General features: G+C 49.7%; 15 protein-coding genes and 1 pseudogene. 4 read left to right on the forward strand and 12 right to left on the reverse strand.

Features of this window, described 5'->3' with window-relative positions:
* Nucleotides 1-261: 261 nt before the first annotated feature.
* Both nifJ and ompC read left to right on the forward strand, forming a co-directional pair.
* Nucleotides 262-3786 carry a pyruvate:ferredoxin (flavodoxin) oxidoreductase gene (gene nifJ, locus ACMGGU_RS10245; protein WP_063621813.1) on the forward strand — a complete coding sequence of 1175 codons (3525 nt, stop codon included), beginning with the start codon at nucleotides 262-264 and terminating at the stop codon, nucleotides 3784-3786.
* 388 nt (nucleotides 3787-4174) lie between these two features.
* The gene (gene ompC, locus ACMGGU_RS10250; protein WP_045908842.1) at nucleotides 4175-5284 is read left to right on the forward strand and encodes a porin OmpC; all 1110 of its coding nucleotides are present in this window, start codon (nucleotides 4175-4177) and stop codon (nucleotides 5282-5284) included.
* A gap of 339 nt (nucleotides 5285-5623) precedes the next feature.
* On the opposite strand, the gene ACMGGU_RS10255 is transcribed toward ompC, so the two are convergent.
* From ACMGGU_RS10255 to ACMGGU_RS10290, 8 genes are all read right to left on the reverse strand, one after another.
* The gene (locus tag ACMGGU_RS10255; protein ID WP_223239581.1) at nucleotides 5624-5701 is read right to left on the reverse strand and encodes a hypothetical protein; all 78 of its coding nucleotides are present in this window, start codon (nucleotides 5699-5701) and stop codon (nucleotides 5624-5626) included.
* Between the two features lie 68 nt (nucleotides 5702-5769).
* Nucleotides 5770-6192 (reverse strand): GFA family protein, encoded by a 423-nt coding sequence (locus ACMGGU_RS10260; RefSeq protein WP_045908843.1) that lies wholly within the window; start codon nucleotides 6190-6192, stop codon nucleotides 5770-5772.
* A gap of 3 nt (nucleotides 6193-6195) precedes the next feature.
* Nucleotides 6196-6393, reverse strand: coding sequence for a hypothetical protein (locus ACMGGU_RS10265; RefSeq protein ID WP_023616678.1), 198 nt, complete (start codon nucleotides 6391-6393; stop codon nucleotides 6196-6198).
* An 89-nt stretch (nucleotides 6394-6482) separates the two neighbouring features.
* Nucleotides 6483-7514 carry a methyltransferase gene (locus ACMGGU_RS10270; RefSeq protein WP_262805178.1) on the reverse strand — a complete coding sequence of 344 codons (1032 nt, stop codon included), beginning with the start codon at nucleotides 7512-7514 and terminating at the stop codon, nucleotides 6483-6485.
* Nucleotides 7515-7772: 258 nt separating this feature from the next.
* Nucleotides 7773-8222 carry a hypothetical protein gene (locus ACMGGU_RS10275; RefSeq protein WP_048223460.1) on the reverse strand — a complete coding sequence of 150 codons (450 nt, stop codon included), beginning with the start codon at nucleotides 8220-8222 and terminating at the stop codon, nucleotides 7773-7775.
* 152 nt (nucleotides 8223-8374) lie between these two features.
* Nucleotides 8375-8815 (reverse strand): VOC family protein, encoded by a 441-nt coding sequence (locus tag ACMGGU_RS10280; RefSeq protein WP_045908846.1) that lies wholly within the window; start codon nucleotides 8813-8815, stop codon nucleotides 8375-8377.
* Between the two features lie 72 nt (nucleotides 8816-8887).
* Complete coding sequence (locus ACMGGU_RS10285) at nucleotides 8888-9232, reverse strand: DUF1294 domain-containing protein (RefSeq protein ID WP_048223463.1); 345 nt, start codon at nucleotides 9230-9232, stop codon at nucleotides 8888-8890.
* A gap of 440 nt (nucleotides 9233-9672) precedes the next feature.
* Nucleotides 9673-11196, reverse strand: a complete 1524-nt coding sequence (locus tag ACMGGU_RS10290; RefSeq protein ID WP_420300510.1) for an EAL domain-containing protein — start codon at nucleotides 11194-11196, stop codon at nucleotides 9673-9675.
* Nucleotides 11197-11601: 405 nt separating this feature from the next.
* Between ACMGGU_RS10290 and ACMGGU_RS10295 the strand changes: the two genes are divergently transcribed.
* Together ACMGGU_RS10295 and ACMGGU_RS10300 are read left to right on the forward strand one after the other, a co-directional pair.
* Complete coding sequence (locus tag ACMGGU_RS10295; RefSeq protein ID WP_167210947.1) at nucleotides 11602-11898, forward strand: hypothetical protein; 297 nt, start codon at nucleotides 11602-11604, stop codon at nucleotides 11896-11898.
* On the forward strand, nucleotides 11899-12309 hold the full coding sequence (locus ACMGGU_RS10300; protein WP_420300511.1) for an ASCH domain-containing protein: 411 nt from the start codon (nucleotides 11899-11901) through the stop codon (nucleotides 12307-12309).
* A gap of 33 nt (nucleotides 12310-12342) precedes the next feature.
* On the opposite strand, the gene ACMGGU_RS10305 is transcribed toward ACMGGU_RS10300, so the two are convergent.
* From ACMGGU_RS10305 to ACMGGU_RS10320, 4 genes and pseudogenes are all read right to left on the reverse strand, one after another.
* Nucleotides 12343-12858 carry a GNAT family N-acetyltransferase gene (locus ACMGGU_RS10305; protein WP_111966583.1) on the reverse strand — a complete coding sequence of 172 codons (516 nt, stop codon included), beginning with the start codon at nucleotides 12856-12858 and terminating at the stop codon, nucleotides 12343-12345.
* A 94-nt stretch (nucleotides 12859-12952) separates the two neighbouring features.
* Nucleotides 12953-13669: a YnfC family lipoprotein gene (locus tag ACMGGU_RS10310; protein WP_414455269.1), complete on the reverse strand. Its 717-nt coding sequence runs from the start codon at nucleotides 13667-13669 to the stop codon at nucleotides 12953-12955.
* A 159-nt stretch (nucleotides 13670-13828) separates the two neighbouring features.
* Nucleotides 13829-14443 carry a terminase large subunit domain-containing protein gene (locus ACMGGU_RS10315; RefSeq protein ID WP_420300512.1) on the reverse strand — a complete coding sequence of 205 codons (615 nt, stop codon included), beginning with the start codon at nucleotides 14441-14443 and terminating at the stop codon, nucleotides 13829-13831.
* A pseudogene (locus tag ACMGGU_RS10320) lies at nucleotides 14421-15417 on the reverse strand (terminase small subunit). The gene ACMGGU_RS10315 and the pseudogene ACMGGU_RS10320 overlap by 23 nt, the downstream one beginning before the upstream one ends.
* Nucleotides 15418-15499: the final 82 nt, after the last annotated feature.

The raw sequence follows: 15499 nt of genomic DNA on the forward strand, positions 1-15499 counted from the left end.
CCATGAATAATGCGAAACCTATGCATAATAGGCATCCCATCCCGTGTCGTCGAGAGCGGAAGCGCGTATTTATGCGCTCCAGAAACAATTTCTCGCAATTTTTTCGCCAAAAGTTTGATCTACTCATTGATGGCGAGAATACCGAGGACACAAAAGCGAAAATCGTAAAATCCCCCGTTTGCTAGAATACACAGATAATATTCAGGGTTTGTCGTCGTAATACAGACCCCTATTTTTTGCGCAATGTAAGGGTGTTGTCCTATGCAAACTATTGACGGTAATGGTGCAGTTGCCTCAGTCGCGTTTCGCACCAGTGAAGTTATCGCCATCTACCCGATTACGCCAAGTTCGACCATGGCTGAGCAGGCAGACGCCTGGGCGGGTAACGGGTTAAAAAACGTCTGGGGCGATGTCCCGAGAGTGGTTGAGATGCAGTCTGAAGCCGGTGCGATTGCCACGGTACACGGCGCGCTTCAGACCGGCGCGCTTTCCACGTCGTTCACCTCTTCTCAGGGATTATTGTTAATGATCCCGACGCTGTACAAACTCGCCGGGCAACTGACCCCCTTCGTTCTGCACGTCGCGGCGCGGACCGTTGCCACCCACGCGCTCTCTATCTTTGGCGATCACTCAGACGTGATGGCCGTGCGCCAGACCGGCTGCGCGATGCTGTGCGCCAGCAGCGTTCAGGAAGCCCAGGACTTTGCCTTAATTTCGCATATCGCCACGCTCAAAAGCCGGGTGCCGTTTATTCATTTCTTTGATGGTTTCCGCACCTCTCACGAAATTAACAAAATCGTCCCGCTGGCTGACGAGACAATCCTGAATCTCCTCCCGCAGGCGGATATCGACGCGCATCGCGCCCGCGCCCTGAATCCGGAACACCCGGTGATTCGCGGCACGTCGGCGAACCCGGATACCTATTTCCAGTCCCGTGAGGCCACGAACCCGTGGTACAACGCGGTTTACGACCATGTTGAACAGGCGATGAATGACTTTGCCGCCGCGACCGGTCGGGAATACAAACCCTTTGAGTATTATGGCCATCCGCAGGCGGAACGGGTCATTGTGTTGATGGGCTCTGCCATTGGCACCTGCGAGGAAGTTGTTGACGAGCTGCTGACGCGCGGCGAAAAGGTTGGCGTGCTTAAAGTGCGTCTCTATCGGCCGTTCTCGGCGAAACATCTGCTTTCGGCACTGCCGGAGAGCGCGCGTACCGTTGCGGTGCTCGATCGCACCAAAGAGCCGGGCGCCCAGGCGGAGCCGCTGTATCTGGATGTGATGACGGCCCTGGCCGAAGCCTTTAATCAAGGCGAACGTGAAACGCTGCCGCGCGTGATCGGAGGGCGGTATGGTTTGTCCTCCAAAGAGTTCGGACCGGACTGCGTGCTGGCGGTATTCAACGAGCTCAGCGAAGCGAAGCCCAAGCCGCGCTTTACCGTCGGCATTTATGATGATGTGACCAATCTGTCCCTGTCGTTGCCAGAAAACACCCTGCCCTCAACCGCCAAACTCGAGGCGCTGTTCTATGGTTTGGGCAGTGACGGTAGCGTCTCTGCGACCAAAAACAACATCAAAATCATCGGAAACTCCACGCCGTGGTACGCTCAGGGGTATTTCGTCTATGACTCCAAGAAAGCCGGCGGTCTGACTGTTTCCCATCTGCGGGTGAGCGAACAGCCCATCCGCTCAGCGTATCTTATTTCTCAGGCTGATTTTGTTGGCTGTCACCAGCTGCAGTTTATCGATAAATACCAAATGGCCGAGCGCCTGAAGCCTGGCGGTATTTTCCTCCTGAATACGCCATACAGCGCAGATGAGGTCTGGTCGCGCCTGCCGCAGGAAGTGCAGGCGGTGCTAAACCAGAAAAAAGCCCGTTTCTTTGTAGTGAACGCGGCGAAAATTGCCCGCGAATGTGGCCTTGCCGCGCGTATCAATACCGTTATGCAGATGGCCTTCTTCCATCTGACAAATATCCTGCCGGGCGACAGCGCGCTGGCGGAACTGCAGGGCGCGATTGCCAAAAGTTATAGCAGCAAGGGCCAGGAGCTGGTCGAACGTAACTGGCAGGCGCTGGCGCTGGCGCGCGAGTCGCTGTTCGAGGTACCGCTGCAGCCGGTCAATGCCGCAAGCCCGAACCGCCCTCCAGTCGTGTCCGATGCGGCGCCTGATTTCGTGAAGACCGTGACGGCGGCGATGCTGGCCGGGCTGGGTGATGCCCTGCCCGTCTCTGCGTTGCCGCCAGATGGCACCTGGCCGATGGGCACCACCCGCTGGGAAAAACGAAACATCGCCGAAGCGATCCCCATCTGGAAGGAAGAGCTGTGTACCCAGTGCAACCACTGCGTGGCGGCCTGCCCGCACTCTGCCATTCGCGCCAAAGTGGTGTCACCGGAAGAGATGGAGGCCGCGCCGGCCAGCCTGCATTCGCTGGATGTGAAATCACGCGATATGCGCGGACAGAAATACGTTCTGCAGGTCGCACCGGAAGATTGCACCGGCTGTAATCTGTGCGTCGAGGTCTGTCCGGCGAAAGACAGGCAGAACCCGGAGATCAAAGCCATCAATATGATGTCGCGTCTGGAGCATGTTGAAGAGGAGAAGGTTAATTATGACTTCTTCCTGAATCTGCCGGAAATCGATCGCAGCAAACTGGAACGCATTGATATTCGCACTTCGCAGCTGATCACGCCGCTGTTTGAATACTCCGGCGCCTGTTCAGGCTGCGGTGAAACGCCGTACATCAAGCTGCTTACCCAGCTGTACGGTGACAGGATGCTGATTGCCAACGCTACCGGCTGCTCATCTATCTATGGCGGTAACCTGCCCTCCACGCCGTACACCACTGACGCCAACGGGCGCGGTCCCGCGTGGGCGAACTCGCTGTTCGAGGACAACGCCGAATTTGGCCTGGGCTTCCGCCTGACCGTTGACCAGCACCGCGCACGCGTGATGCGCCTGCTGGAACAGTTTGCCGGGCAGATCCCCGCCGGGCTCAATGACGCGCTTCACGCGGACGCGACGCCAGAGGTACGTCGTGAGCAGGTTGCTGAGCTACGTCAGGCGCTTCAGGGCGTGGCGGGCGCTGAACAGCTGCTGACCGACGCGGACGCGCTGGTTGAAAAATCAATCTGGCTGATTGGCGGTGACGGCTGGGCTTACGATATCGGCTTCGGTGGACTGGATCACGTGTTGAGCCTGACCGAAAACGTCAATATCCTGGTTCTGGATACGCAGTGTTATTCCAACACCGGTGGCCAGGCGTCGAAAGCGACGCCGCTTGGCGCAGTCACGAAATTCGGTGAACACGGCAAACGCAAGGCACGTAAAGATCTCGGCGTGAGCATGATGATGTACGGCCACGTTTACGTCGCACAAATCTCGCTGGGTGCCCAGCTTAACCAGACGGTGAAGGCTATCCAGGAAGCGGAAGCATATCCAGGCCCGTCGCTGATCATTGCCTACAGCCCGTGTGAAGAGCATGGCTACGACCTGGCACTCAGCCACGATCAAATGCGACAGCTGACCGCGACCGGCTTCTGGCCGCTGTACCGGTTCGACCCGCGCCGTGCGGACGAAGGTAAGTTACCACTGGCGCTGGATTCACGTCCGCCGTCAGATGCCCTGGCCGAGACGTTGATGCAGGAACAACGCTTCCGTCGCCTTAACGCGCAGCAGCCGGAAGTGGCCGAACAGCTATGGAAAGACGCAGCGGCCGATCTGCAAAAACGGTATGACTTCCTGGCTCAGCTGGCGGGTAAAGCCGAAAAATCGACCAGCGACTAGTTTCTCAGCCCGGCGTGTCCGGGCTTTTTTTTGCCATAAAAAAACCCGGTGTATTCACACCGGGCGAATCCAGATAATCATTAAATATCTATTTAGTTTCCTAAATAATATTCACGCGAATTATGGATAAATAATCTTAAAGGCATATAACGCCGCCAAGAATAGCTTACTTAACGCCTGATTAATAATTTTAATTTTATATACTTTGCATTAAGACATTCATCAAACCAATGACTATTACCGTTGATTTATTCGGTTTAGATTTTACTTAGTTCGTAACAATTATAATTTATTACTCTTACTCAGGAGTGATTTAGCATGAGACAACTTTCTCATTCAGGAAGTTCAACAGGTAATTAAATAAAAACAACCGCAAAGGAATATCATAATGCAAAGAAAAGTACTGGCCCTGATGATTCCGGCTCTGTTAATGGCTGGCGCAACTCATGCAGCAGAGATTTATAATAAAGACGGTAACAAATTAGATCTGTACGGAAAAGTAGATGGTCTGCACTATTTCTCCGACGATAAAGGCGCTGACGGGGATCAAACCTACATGCGTCTGGGCTTCAAAGGCGAAACCCAGATCAACGACATGATGACCGGCTACGCGCAGTGGGAATACAACATTCAGGCTAATAACACCGAAGGGTCTGATAACCAGTCCTGGACACGTCTGGCCTTCGCCGGTATCAAAGTGGGTGATTATGGCTCCTTCGATTACGGTCGTAACTACGGTGTTCTGTACGACGTGGAAGGCTGGACCGATATGCTGCCTGAGTTCGGCGGGGACTCCTACACCAAAGCCGATAACTTCATGACCGGCCGTGCCAACGGCGTGGCCACCTACCGTAACACCGACTTCTATGGTCTGGTGCAGGGTCTGAACTTTGCGCTGCAGTATCAGGGCAAAAATGAAGATGCCAGCAACAATCAGGAAGGCACCAACAACGGTCGCGACACGCGTCACGAGAACGGTGACGGCTTCGGTATCTCTACCACCTATGACTTCGGCATGGGGATTACCGCAGGTGCAGCCTATACCTCTTCTGACCGTACCAACGAGCAGGTGATGAATACCACTGCGGGCGGCGATAAAGCGGATGCATGGACTGCGGGCCTGAAATATGACGCCAATAACATCTATCTGGCAGCCATGTACTCTGAAACCCGCAATATGACGCCTTACGGTGATAACACCGACGCCGTGGCCAACAAAACCCAGAACTTCGAAGTGACCGCACAGTACCAGTTCGACTTCGGCCTGCGTCCGTCCCTTTCCTACCTGCAGTCTAAAGGTAAGGACCTCGGCAACGGCCAGGGCGACCAGGATCTGGTTAAATACGCTGACATCGGCGCGACCTACTACTTCAACAAAAACATGTCCACCTACGTTGATTACAAAATCAACCTGCTGGATGAAGATGACAGCTTCTACAAAAACAACGGCATCGGCACGGATGATGTCGTGGCACTGGGCCTGGTTTACCAGTTCTGATTGCCAGAGCCCGCATGATGATGCGGGCTCCCCCCCCTTTTTGAAGCTCGTCACAAAAAACAGGTTCTGGAATCGTGTGGTTGAGGGTAAGTTGAGGGAAAGCTGGTTAAACTCAGACGATAACCTTTTCATCACAAGGGATAACAGCGTTGTTTGGTCGTGTATCCGTTGCCGTACTTACTCTTTTAGCGCTCATCTGGATGGCGTTAATTTTTGATTTTGCTGATATTGTCGGTCATCTGGGCGCGGTGTTGAACCACCTCGATGGCGTTTAATATTGCTCCCGCGAAAATAAAAAGCCACCAGCAGTGCCGGTGGCGGGTAAACGCGCAGTACGCGTTATTTTTTCACGGGTTGAGGCTTTTTATCACCTGATTCAGGGGCCTCACGCGGATCGTCTTTTTCAACACAGAGCATAGTTTCTCCTGTTTCAGATAACCACCCTCCACTATAGCCAGGCTGATTACAGAGTGGCCAGGCGGCAATTACGCCTCAACTGCCCCTTTCTTGCGAAAAGAGAGGTAGCCAAACACCCCACTGTCTCCATCCGAGGGATGGTTTACCCCGTCCATTACCGTCACTTCAGGGAAATCGAACGGTGAGACGTTTTCGAAGCAGGCAACGTTCACGCCGTATTCGTTTGGATTGGAACGCCGCTGATGGAACGTGTAGATCCCGCACACCGAGCAGAAGAAGTGCCGTGCCGTCCCCGTGTTAAACCGGTACTCCGTGAGCTTATCCTCACCTTTGGTCACGGTAATCCCTGACAGCGGCGCAGAGACGACGACCGCGCCCCGCATGCGACAAAAGGAACAGCTGCAGCGCCGCGCGGTATTCAGGCCATCCGTGAGCGCAACGGTAAAGGCCACCGCACCGCAATGGCACTGCGCATTACGACATTCAGCCATAGGCTATACCCCTTTTCTCACCAGCTCGGCGGCCTTGACGAAAACCTCGTCTTCTACACCATCGCCTTTTTGCCTGCCGAGCCTGACCAGTTCATCGACAATACTGTTGCGATGGATCGGTTTCTGCGCTGAAACCAGCCCAATGACGGCGGCCCCAATCGCCAGCCCCACTAAACCTGTTTGTTCGTCTTTGTTCATCATGCTCATGCTCCTGATACAACAAACAAGCGTAGCAGGAATCCGGTAAAACGGAATGAGGACACACGCTTTGTGAATATAATTTACGTAGTTCAGACAGGTACGACTTCTAAAATCGACAGATACGAACGGGTGTCTATTATAGTGTTTAACTTCAGACTGGTCTTTTCAAACAAGGTCTGATACTCAGACTCCGTTCTTGCCCGCCCTCCATCAAAGCTTGTTAAAAGAAGAAGGTCAATTTCAAATCGTCCCTGCTCATTATTTTCTTTTTTTATAAGTGGTTCAAAAATTAATAATCGGGAATTTTCTTTCATTGCATTTCTACACGATTGAAGTATCTGAACCGCTTTCTCATCAGGCCAGTCCATCAAAATATATTTAAGCAGGTAAATATCCGCTACAGGACAGGCTTCAAAAAAGTCACCCTCAACTGCCTTCCATCGACGATTGTCATTTAACAGATACAGTCGATTCCGCGCAAGCACGTCTTTTTGATCGAACAGGATCCCTGTTAAGGTCGGATTTCGGCGTAAAACAGCCAGCAATAAATTACCCAGCCCACCGGCAATATCGGCAACGATAGCATTTTGAGGAAACGAATAGCTATCGGCGATGACTTCATTCTCTACGGATGACATAGAGGCCATACCCGCATGAAAAATGTTGCTGTCAGTCATCGTGTCATCATGCTGCCAGTAGTCGTAAAAAGGCTTGCCAAACAAATCATTAAAAACAGGTTTGCCTTGCAATATCTCATCCATTTTAGCCGCTGGCTGCCAGAATGTTGGGTCTGTCAGCATGAGCACCGCCGCACGCAATGAAAATTCATGCTCAGAACACAGGAACTGTGCTGAATGGCTAAGGCTATATTCAGCTTCGGACAGTTCGTTGAACACTCCACGAGAGGATAATACGCGCATGATCCGATGAAGATAGTCGCCATCGACATTAAGCTCCTCCGCCAGTTGCGTAACGGATTTTTTTCCTTCAACCAGACGATCTGCAACGCCTAACACTGCGACAGCCCGAAGTGCTGCCTGCCAGACAAAACCCATGCTTTGCTCTAACAAACACATTCCTTCTTTACGGCTTAGCAAATCCAGACTATTAGGATGTGACATTTTCTGCTCCTTACCAATAAAGATGTGCTGAACAACTAAAACGCCGTTAGCAAGCGTAAGTCTGGTAGCGAGCTTTATCCATAATGTCAGTAAGGATTATTTGTGCGGTTTCGTACCGTTTAGCATACAGTCCATTTCAATACGTAAAAAAACAGGGCCACTTACTCCATATTTTGATTAATAACACCATGACACTATTCTTTCATAAATGATTACCATGATAGAAATAATACCTGTCGTGAGACAGACATTTCATCGTTAGAATCTCGGTGCCAGCCCGTATTTTGGCGTTTTGATATTTGCCGCCCAAATTTTGATATCGTTTTGCAGGAGAATAGTGAAATCAGATTTTAAATGCGTCACCATGCCATTGACGCTGTCCGCATCCACAACTGAAAAATGTTCAATTCTGTTCTTCCCTATCTGAACACAATCATATTTGGCGGGCAGCACTTTACCATTCACATTGAGTGGCAGCTTATTCTCACCACAGCGCCCTTCCGTAATATATGACACCAGCAAATTAGCGGATTTCCTCCCAGGCTGGGATACGCTCACCATGACGGGATAACCTTCCGAGGTCTGCGTCATATCATAAAGCACCGCATTTTTCATATACCAGGTATTATATTCCCGCTCCTGAAAAGCGGACCAGGCAGGCTCAGAAAAAAGCGCCAGCACTGCCAGCATAATAGAGACTATTTTCATGGGATGTTATCGTCCGTGGTGTTGCACGTATTATTCAGATTGTGCAAAAAACAGCAACAACTTAAGAATAGTCCTACTACTATTGGCAGTGATGGAGGATCAATTAACGACGCGCGACGCGGTCTGTTTCCTGTTGCTAACGTATCTTCGCTTTATTTATTCCGACTGGCCGTTCGGATCGCTTCCAGACCGACGCGCTGTCCGAATGACAGCTCTAACGTATTTCCATCGGGATCGGCAAAAAAGACATAGTATCCGACGGGGTCGCCTACATTCTCAGGCGCCTTCCTTAGCACACCTTCAGCGGTGGCCATCGCGGTTTTTCTGTCAATTTCTTCGCGGGTCGCACAGGCAATTCCCAGATGCCCGAAGCTGCCCAGCGGCGTGTCGGTCACGGTATCGGCCTGTACCAGAACCAGTGCAAAAGGACGGGTATGGTCGCTAAGCCATGCGACTTTTCTGGCATCAGGCATGTCGGGTTCACGTAAATGAATGACCTCCATACCGGCATAGCGACGATAGAAGGCAATACTCTTTTCCAGGTCCCTGACCATAAACGCGACATGAGTGAAACCTACATCAATGTCTTTCATTTTAAGATGTTACTCCTTTATCAACGTGGTGCTGACATCTTAAAAGCTCAAGTTAACTTGATGTCAATACGCTCATAAAGAAGAAACAGGCGAGAAATGGTAAACCGCCGTCATCACGGCAATGCTAACGACAATGCTTAAGAAAAAGTAGGTTTTAAAGGGCTGCTTTTGCGTTTTATGGCGAAAGAGTTGCTGGCCCACAATCGCGCCAGGCCAGCCGCCGGTTACGCCAAATACCAGCAGCGTGGCTTCCGGTACCCTGCGCATACCCTTACGCGCTGCCTGTTTATCGGCGCCATACATAGCCATCGTCAGCACATTGATCAGCAGAAACCACATAGCCAAAGGGTTAGAGGCAAAAAGGCTGCCGATTGCAGCAAAGATCAGGAGTAAATAAAAAAAGCGATTGAGGGTCATAGCACCAACCACCGGGTTGTTTAGCAATTACGAAGCCGCATTATACCCTATCTTGCTGACGCATCTTCAAGCCAGGTTAATATGTAAGCATGACTGCATCGTCATTTCGCAGTCAGCATTTTTTTCTTAAAAAATTATACGGAAACGCCTAACGTCCAAAACCCACCGCCAGAGCAGTTGCTTAACAAGTTAAACATGATTGCATCTATTATTCAGCCGTGAAGGCGGTAATATTGACCAGGATCAACTTTAAAATTTTACCTTAGACTCTTCATTCTTTTTTTAGTATGTAATCTCTACAGCAAAGGTTGAAAACAATTAAATTGACCACAAAGCACTCAGATAACAAAATAGCACCGTAGTTAAAACAATAACGGTCTGCATTTTATTTGGGGGATGATGCCCCCCTTTTTTTCTTTATCGCAATTCCGGGGAAAACGTCACTCCACCCTCACTTTAACCTTTGGCTTCGACAAAAGGATTTTTATCAACTCCTTAAAAGGAACAGGTTTGTAGAAGAAGTAGCCCTGTAAAAACGTGATGTTATTGCGGATGAGATAATCAAGCTGTTGCTGGGTTTCAACCCCTTCCGCAACAATACGGATTGACAGTTTTTTTGCCAGTTCCAGTACCGAATCCAGGATCAGGGTGGAATCCTCATTGGCATTCACTCTGGCAACAAAGCTTTGGTCGATTTTGATGTAATCAATGCGCAGGTCCTGCAGGTAGGACAGGCCAGAATAGCCCGTTCCAAAATCATCCAGCGCAATTGCAAATCCGTTGTTATGCAGTTCATTCAGGGTCTTAACGAGATGTTCATCTACGTGGAGGGGCTCGCGCTCGGTCACCTCAACGACGAGGTTCAGATCCTGTTGCACAAAGCTGCGCTTGTAATACAGACACTCTTCAAAAAAAGTTGAAGCCACGATATGAGACGCACTGAAGTTAATTCCTACATGGAATCCTTCCGGCAGCAGCGTAGAAATTGAATTCATCTGCATTGCAACCTGACGCATTAAGCTTTGGGTTAATGGAATAATTAGCCCTGATTTTTCTGCAAGAGGAATAAACGACGCGGGAGAAATAAACCCGGATTGCGGATGCTTCCATCTGGCCAGCACCTCGACACCGCGCAAGGTGCCCTCTTTTCCGCTCACGACGGGTTGGTAATAGGGAATAATTTCATTTCTGTAGATGGCAGTACGCAGCGAATCTTCAGGCGATATATCCTTAGAGAGATAGCGTTGCAGAAGATAAGCAGGAAGAGAGGAAATGAGCAGCAGAAATAACAGCACCCCACCGGCCTGGTCGAATAATCTCGTCAGGCTAAAAAGAGGCGGAGCGTTAAATTGAATCGCGAAGGGATAATCAGCGTCTTTTACCGTCAGTACATCTTTGTTTGCATGGGGTGCCGTCAACACATCGCCGGATTGGCCTAAACGACGATTGCCGACTTGCAGTGAATACGCCACGCCACGTAATGGCACATTCAGCGCATCCCGGATATGGCTGTCGCTGATGCTCACCATGATTCGGCTTCCGGCATGGTTTGTCTGGTATAAGAGAACCGGCAGGCCGTTGACCGTACTTTTCGATGGAACAAGTAGCAATGATGCCTGAGGCAGCGCTGAGCCGTTAACCAGCAACACGCGATTTCCCGGTAAAGAGGAGCACCAGACCGCATCTTGTTTCAGAATAACGATCGTTCTCAGATGGGGTTGTAATGCCGCTTCAGTACCGAGCCGATACTGCCCTTCAGCATCACACTCATTCTCAGCAAGCTGCATTGCTATCTGGGTCGCATGACGGGCTTCTTTAAGAATGACGTTCATGTTTCGCACGACATAGTGCGCCCCTGCAAGGCTGTCAGCCCGTGCAGAATACCAAACCTGTAAATTGATGATAAAAACGCCCAGCATAAAAATTGCCGTGGCTGCAGCTAAGGAGATAGGTGCATGGCGCATTCAGGATTCTCGACTCGAGTGACGTTGCCGCTTCGGTGATGCTGAAGTGATTGAATTGTCTTCGTCTTAAGCATGGTTGATAAAGAAAGAAATACCATGTCAGGCGTCAGAAATTTTCCCGCAAGCCAGACTCCATCTTTGCACCTTCTCAAATGGGGAAATAAAAAGGCCGCCGAACGGCAGCCCTGGTTAATACGTGCTTATTAGTACTGCTTTATTGTCTTGACCGGCGTTCTTTCTGACCAGTCAGGCCGCTCGCCTGCCATGATTGCGCGCTGTTGTGATGGCGTCACAGACTGCGTTATTTCAGGCATCGATTTGTATTCAGGTTGCTGAGGTGGGCTGAGAACCAGATCGGCGCTACAGCCTGACAGTAGCAACGCCACCAGTAGCGATGAATTAAGCTTGAACACGTTAACCCCTTCCAATGGGATAAAAGTTACAGAAAAAGCGTGGCGTCGGTTCTATCCCGGTGACTTTTCTTTGTTATACAACGTCACGCGCCTGGCTACCGGCCATAGATTCACCACGCAGATAACCCCGCAAGGATATATTCACTCGAGCAATAAGCGCAACGCTTTGTTTTCCTGCCCACCAGTGAAAAAAGGTGTCAGTAAAGCAGAGTACGCTTCTGGTATCGACGATGTTTATGCTAAAACCGCTGGTATGTTTCTTTTGAAAAAAAGTTATGAGGGAAGTTGAATGGTGACGGTTGAGGAATTAAAAATGAAATACCCGGGCGCACAGGCCTGGCAAATGGGTGACAGCCCGGAACTGGCGAACGAACTAGCGGACCTGATTAAAAAAGGGCTCAAAACGGCCACCTGCGGATCTTTTGCCTCGTACTCGCAGGAAGTGTCTGCTCCACGGATAGGAAGCTACAACATAATCCTTGATGGTCAGAATGTCCCAGTCTGTGTGATCCGGCTGGTTTCCATGCGACTGGTGCGTTTTTGCGATGTTAATGAGGAATTCGCTCGTAAAGAGGGTGAAGGTGATTTAAGCCTTGAATACTGGCAGACAGAGCATCAGCGATTTTTCTTCCGCGAAGGCCATTTTTCTGAAGATATGGAACTGGTCGCAGAAGAATTTGAATTGGTTGAGGTGCTGTAAGCGGAGATAAAGTGGCAGAGGTGTATCTGTTACTTAAGCAGGCTTACCAATATTAAGCTCATAGACTACGCATTCCGTATCGTAATGCTGCTCTATTGCTTTATAAGTCATACCTAACCTTTTCATAACACGCTGCGATGCGATATTTTCGGGATCGGCCACGGCCACCAGATAAGATGCTCCCACCCGTTCTACAGCGTAATCAACGATCGCTTTCGCTGCCTCTGTAGCATAGCCTTTGCCATTGTGTTCAGGAACGAGGCGCCAGCCAATCTCTAATGGTGCACCCTCCACGTTTGCCAGGTGCTGGAGGCATGCTGCACCAACGATCGCACCAGAAGATTTCTCTCTGATAGCCCACCACGAGAAGTGATACTTATCCCAGCGAGCCTGCACCCTTCTGATGCCCTCCCAGGTTTCTTCGGGCGTTTTAACAATACCCTTATTGATATAGCGCATCACCTCAGCATCACTATCCATTACCCTTAAGCCTTCATAATGTGAATCATTAAAGGGTTCCAGGATTAAGCGGACCGTTTCTACATTCATCTTAAATTCCTCTTACATTAAGCCAGTGCCTTCATTGAACTCGTCCCGATAAAACACCATGACGCCGGAGGTAGCTTATTGGAATCGTTTTAATCTAGTAGAATTCAACTTTCGTATGCGCTGTCATTGAAACTGGTTTCGGCACCGGATTACCTGCGTTCTGTACTGTGGCATTACATATTTCAGGCACAAGCATTTCGTTATAATGACAAAAACTGGTTGCTGTATACCCCTCCGAGAAAACTGATGAGTTTATTAGTTTATAATCAAGAGGCTTTCTTTTTTTATCAACATAAGATATTTCATTTTTAGACATAACGCTTTCTGAACTATAAAATTCAGAGCGCGTCAAATTATAGTCTTCATCATAAAAATGTTCAGATATTTTTTTGCCTAAAAAATAGGTGTCTTTAATTAATCCATTCGGGTAAAGAGTGTAACGCAACTCGTCACCGTTTTCATTTTTACTCAAAATGTGACATTTTTCATCAAGTTGTATTGAGAAAGGCTTGCCATCTCTATGGCCAATAAGACTTCCATTTGTATATTTTAGAATGGTTTGATGTCCAGAAGAAACATTATCAAGATTTAAGCTATCAACACAACCATTTTTATCCAGTCTGATGGAGATTTTATAAGTGATTTTTCCATTCTCCTCAACATCAGTATCTAACGATTTAACAGCCCCCTTAACTGGATTGAAATCAAACATAGTCGATAAGTTATAAAGTAGAGGTATGTAGTGATTTTCTGCAAAAGCCATGCTTGAAAATAAGGAAGTACAAAGGAAAAGAGTAGAAGTTTTTATCATTTTTAAATCTAGGCTCAAGTTACCCTCAAATTAAGTAAGCTCATTACAGCATGCTACTGCTAATCTTCAACATTGATACTGGCGGAGATGATTGCACCACAACTGTACCGTTTGCCGTAAAGTCGCTATCGTATCCAAACGTCTGAACGCTACCCTTTATCACGTATCGGCGCCAGATTTCACGCAGCCGTAAAACGTGCTGGCCTGAATCAGTCCATACAGCGCCGCAAGCTCTGGCTTTTCACGCACCGCCTTCACGAACTGCTGGTAGACGAACTTGAACACTTCTGGCGTCGTCGTTACATTGATGCCATTTCGCAGCCCATCGACCTTATAACGCATACGGGCGATGATTTTTCGCCAGGCCTGCTGCGCTTTGGCAGCCGCCATGACGTCCAGCTCATCCACCATCGCGTTACCAATTTTGAAACCAACTATCGAGCCGGGCTTCTCCATCGAGCGGCAGATGGTTGTCCCGCGGTAGCGCCATCCCTCGTAGAAGTGAACTTCTTTGTTCCCCTCGTTGATTTTGACGCTCAGCCCCCAGTCAAAGGCCACCTCTTCAATCGTCGGGTAGAAGATGTCACGGATCTGCGGATATGTTGGAGCGAAATAGCCCTGGTTGATTTTAGGGTGCTCCCACATCCCCTTACAGATGCCGCTATAACCCACCCACGTCTTACCGGAACCGAACCCGGCAACATAGGCTTTGAATTTATGCTGCATTGCCAAGAACCGAGCTTGAGGGATATTAAGTGTCGGGCTGATCCCCATCGTCCGCCCTCGCGTCCACTACGTTGATATTGATTTGAACTGGAGTTGGCTCGTCATCGTCACCATCACCCGCCAGCTCCTTGCGGAGTTTCTCGACCTCAAGCTGCCGGCGTTCGATTTCGATCTGCTGCAGACGCTGTGCAAACTCGCTATCAGCAAGGCCAAGGCGCTTCATTACCGCTTCGAACATACGCTCGCGGCTTATTGCTGTGATTTCGATGCCATTTTTGCCGACCTTCACGCCTGAATAAGCGAGCCGTGAGACTGGAGGAAGTTTGCGAGTATCAGGGAAATAAGGCTGGCCGATGCCGTCACCGTTGCAGCGCGGGCATTCTGGGTTTGGTTCTCGGTTATGGTCGTAACCATAGCCGCCAGTATCCTGCGGCAGCCTGGCACCTTCCCTCGACTTTTGCCGTTTCCTCATCAAACTCAACTGCATCGCGCCACTGGTAATGGTGACCGAAGCCCCAGCAGTAACGACACGCGCCGCGACGATACTGTGAAAGCTGGTTTGCATCGAAAGTGGCGAGCTGCCACATCTGCGCCAGGACTTCATCGGCACTGCCAAGCGTGCGCACAATGGAGGCTTTCTGCTGCTTCGCAATGGCCTGGGCAACGTTAGGATTCGCTATGAGCTGACGGCCATAATTTGGGTCGCTATAACCAGCACGTGCAGCTGCGGCTGTGGCGTTATTGTCCTTCAGGTATTCAGCAATAAAGCGCTTTACCTTCGCGCTTAACTTTATGTCCACCAGCACTTCTGCGCTTTGTTCGTTCTGCGCAGTGCACATTTTTTTCTGCGCAGTTTTTTGCGCAGTTTTTTGCGCAGTTTGCGCAGAAGTTTTTTTGATATATCGACGGGCGGTAGCGTAATTCAGTCCCTGCGCTTCACACCATTCCTTAGGTGATACGCCGGTTTCGGCATGTTCGGACAGGAACCGTTGCTGAAGCAAGCCCCAGTCCGGTTTCGTCATTTTTTATACCTTTACTAAAATTTTGATGGGTTATGCCGATATAAATCAATGGAAAGGGCAATGAAAAAAATTTAATTTTTGT

The organism is Enterobacter sp. BNK-8 (genome assembly GCF_048685095.1).
In the GTDB taxonomy this organism is placed as follows: Bacteria; Pseudomonadota; Gammaproteobacteria; order Enterobacterales; family Enterobacteriaceae; genus Enterobacter; species Enterobacter quasiroggenkampii.

What these genes read in the sequence shown, in the direction of transcription:
- nifJ (WP_063621813.1), top strand. Translation starts at nt 262, where the DNA reads ATGCAAACTATTGACGGTAATGGTGCAGTTGCCTCAGTCGCGTTTCGC.
- ompC (WP_045908842.1), top strand. Translation starts at nt 4,175, where the DNA reads ATGCAAAGAAAAGTACTGGCCCTGATGATTCCGGCTCTGTTAATGGCT.
- ACMGGU_RS10255 (WP_223239581.1), bottom strand. Translation starts at nt 5,701, where the DNA reads ATGCTCTGTGTTGAAAAAGACGATCCGCGTGAGGCCCCTGAATCAGGT.
- ACMGGU_RS10260 (WP_045908843.1), bottom strand. Translation starts at nt 6,192, where the DNA reads ATGGCTGAATGTCGTAATGCGCAGTGCCATTGCGGTGCGGTGGCCTTT.
- ACMGGU_RS10265 (WP_023616678.1), bottom strand. Translation starts at nt 6,393, where the DNA reads ATGATGAACAAAGACGAACAAACAGGTTTAGTGGGGCTGGCGATTGGG.
- ACMGGU_RS10270 (WP_262805178.1), bottom strand. Translation starts at nt 7,514, where the DNA reads ATGTCACATCCTAATAGTCTGGATTTGCTAAGCCGTAAAGAAGGAATG.
- ACMGGU_RS10275 (WP_048223460.1), bottom strand. Translation starts at nt 8,222, where the DNA reads ATGAAAATAGTCTCTATTATGCTGGCAGTGCTGGCGCTTTTTTCTGAG.
- ACMGGU_RS10280 (WP_045908846.1), bottom strand. Translation starts at nt 8,815, where the DNA reads ATGAAAGACATTGATGTAGGTTTCACTCATGTCGCGTTTATGGTCAGG.
- ACMGGU_RS10285 (WP_048223463.1), bottom strand. Translation starts at nt 9,232, where the DNA reads ATGACCCTCAATCGCTTTTTTTATTTACTCCTGATCTTTGCTGCAATC.
- ACMGGU_RS10290 (WP_420300510.1), bottom strand. Translation starts at nt 11,196, where the DNA reads ATGCGCCATGCACCTATCTCCTTAGCTGCAGCCACGGCAATTTTTATG.
- ACMGGU_RS10300 (WP_420300511.1), top strand. Translation starts at nt 11,899, where the DNA reads ATGGTGACGGTTGAGGAATTAAAAATGAAATACCCGGGCGCACAGGCC.
- ACMGGU_RS10305 (WP_111966583.1), bottom strand. Translation starts at nt 12,858, where the DNA reads ATGAATGTAGAAACGGTCCGCTTAATCCTGGAACCCTTTAATGATTCA.
- ACMGGU_RS10310 (WP_414455269.1), bottom strand. Translation starts at nt 13,669, where the DNA reads ATGATAAAAACTTCTACTCTTTTCCTTTGTACTTCCTTATTTTCAAGC.
- ACMGGU_RS10315 (WP_420300512.1), bottom strand. Translation starts at nt 14,443, where the DNA reads ATGGGGATCAGCCCGACACTTAATATCCCTCAAGCTCGGTTCTTGGCA.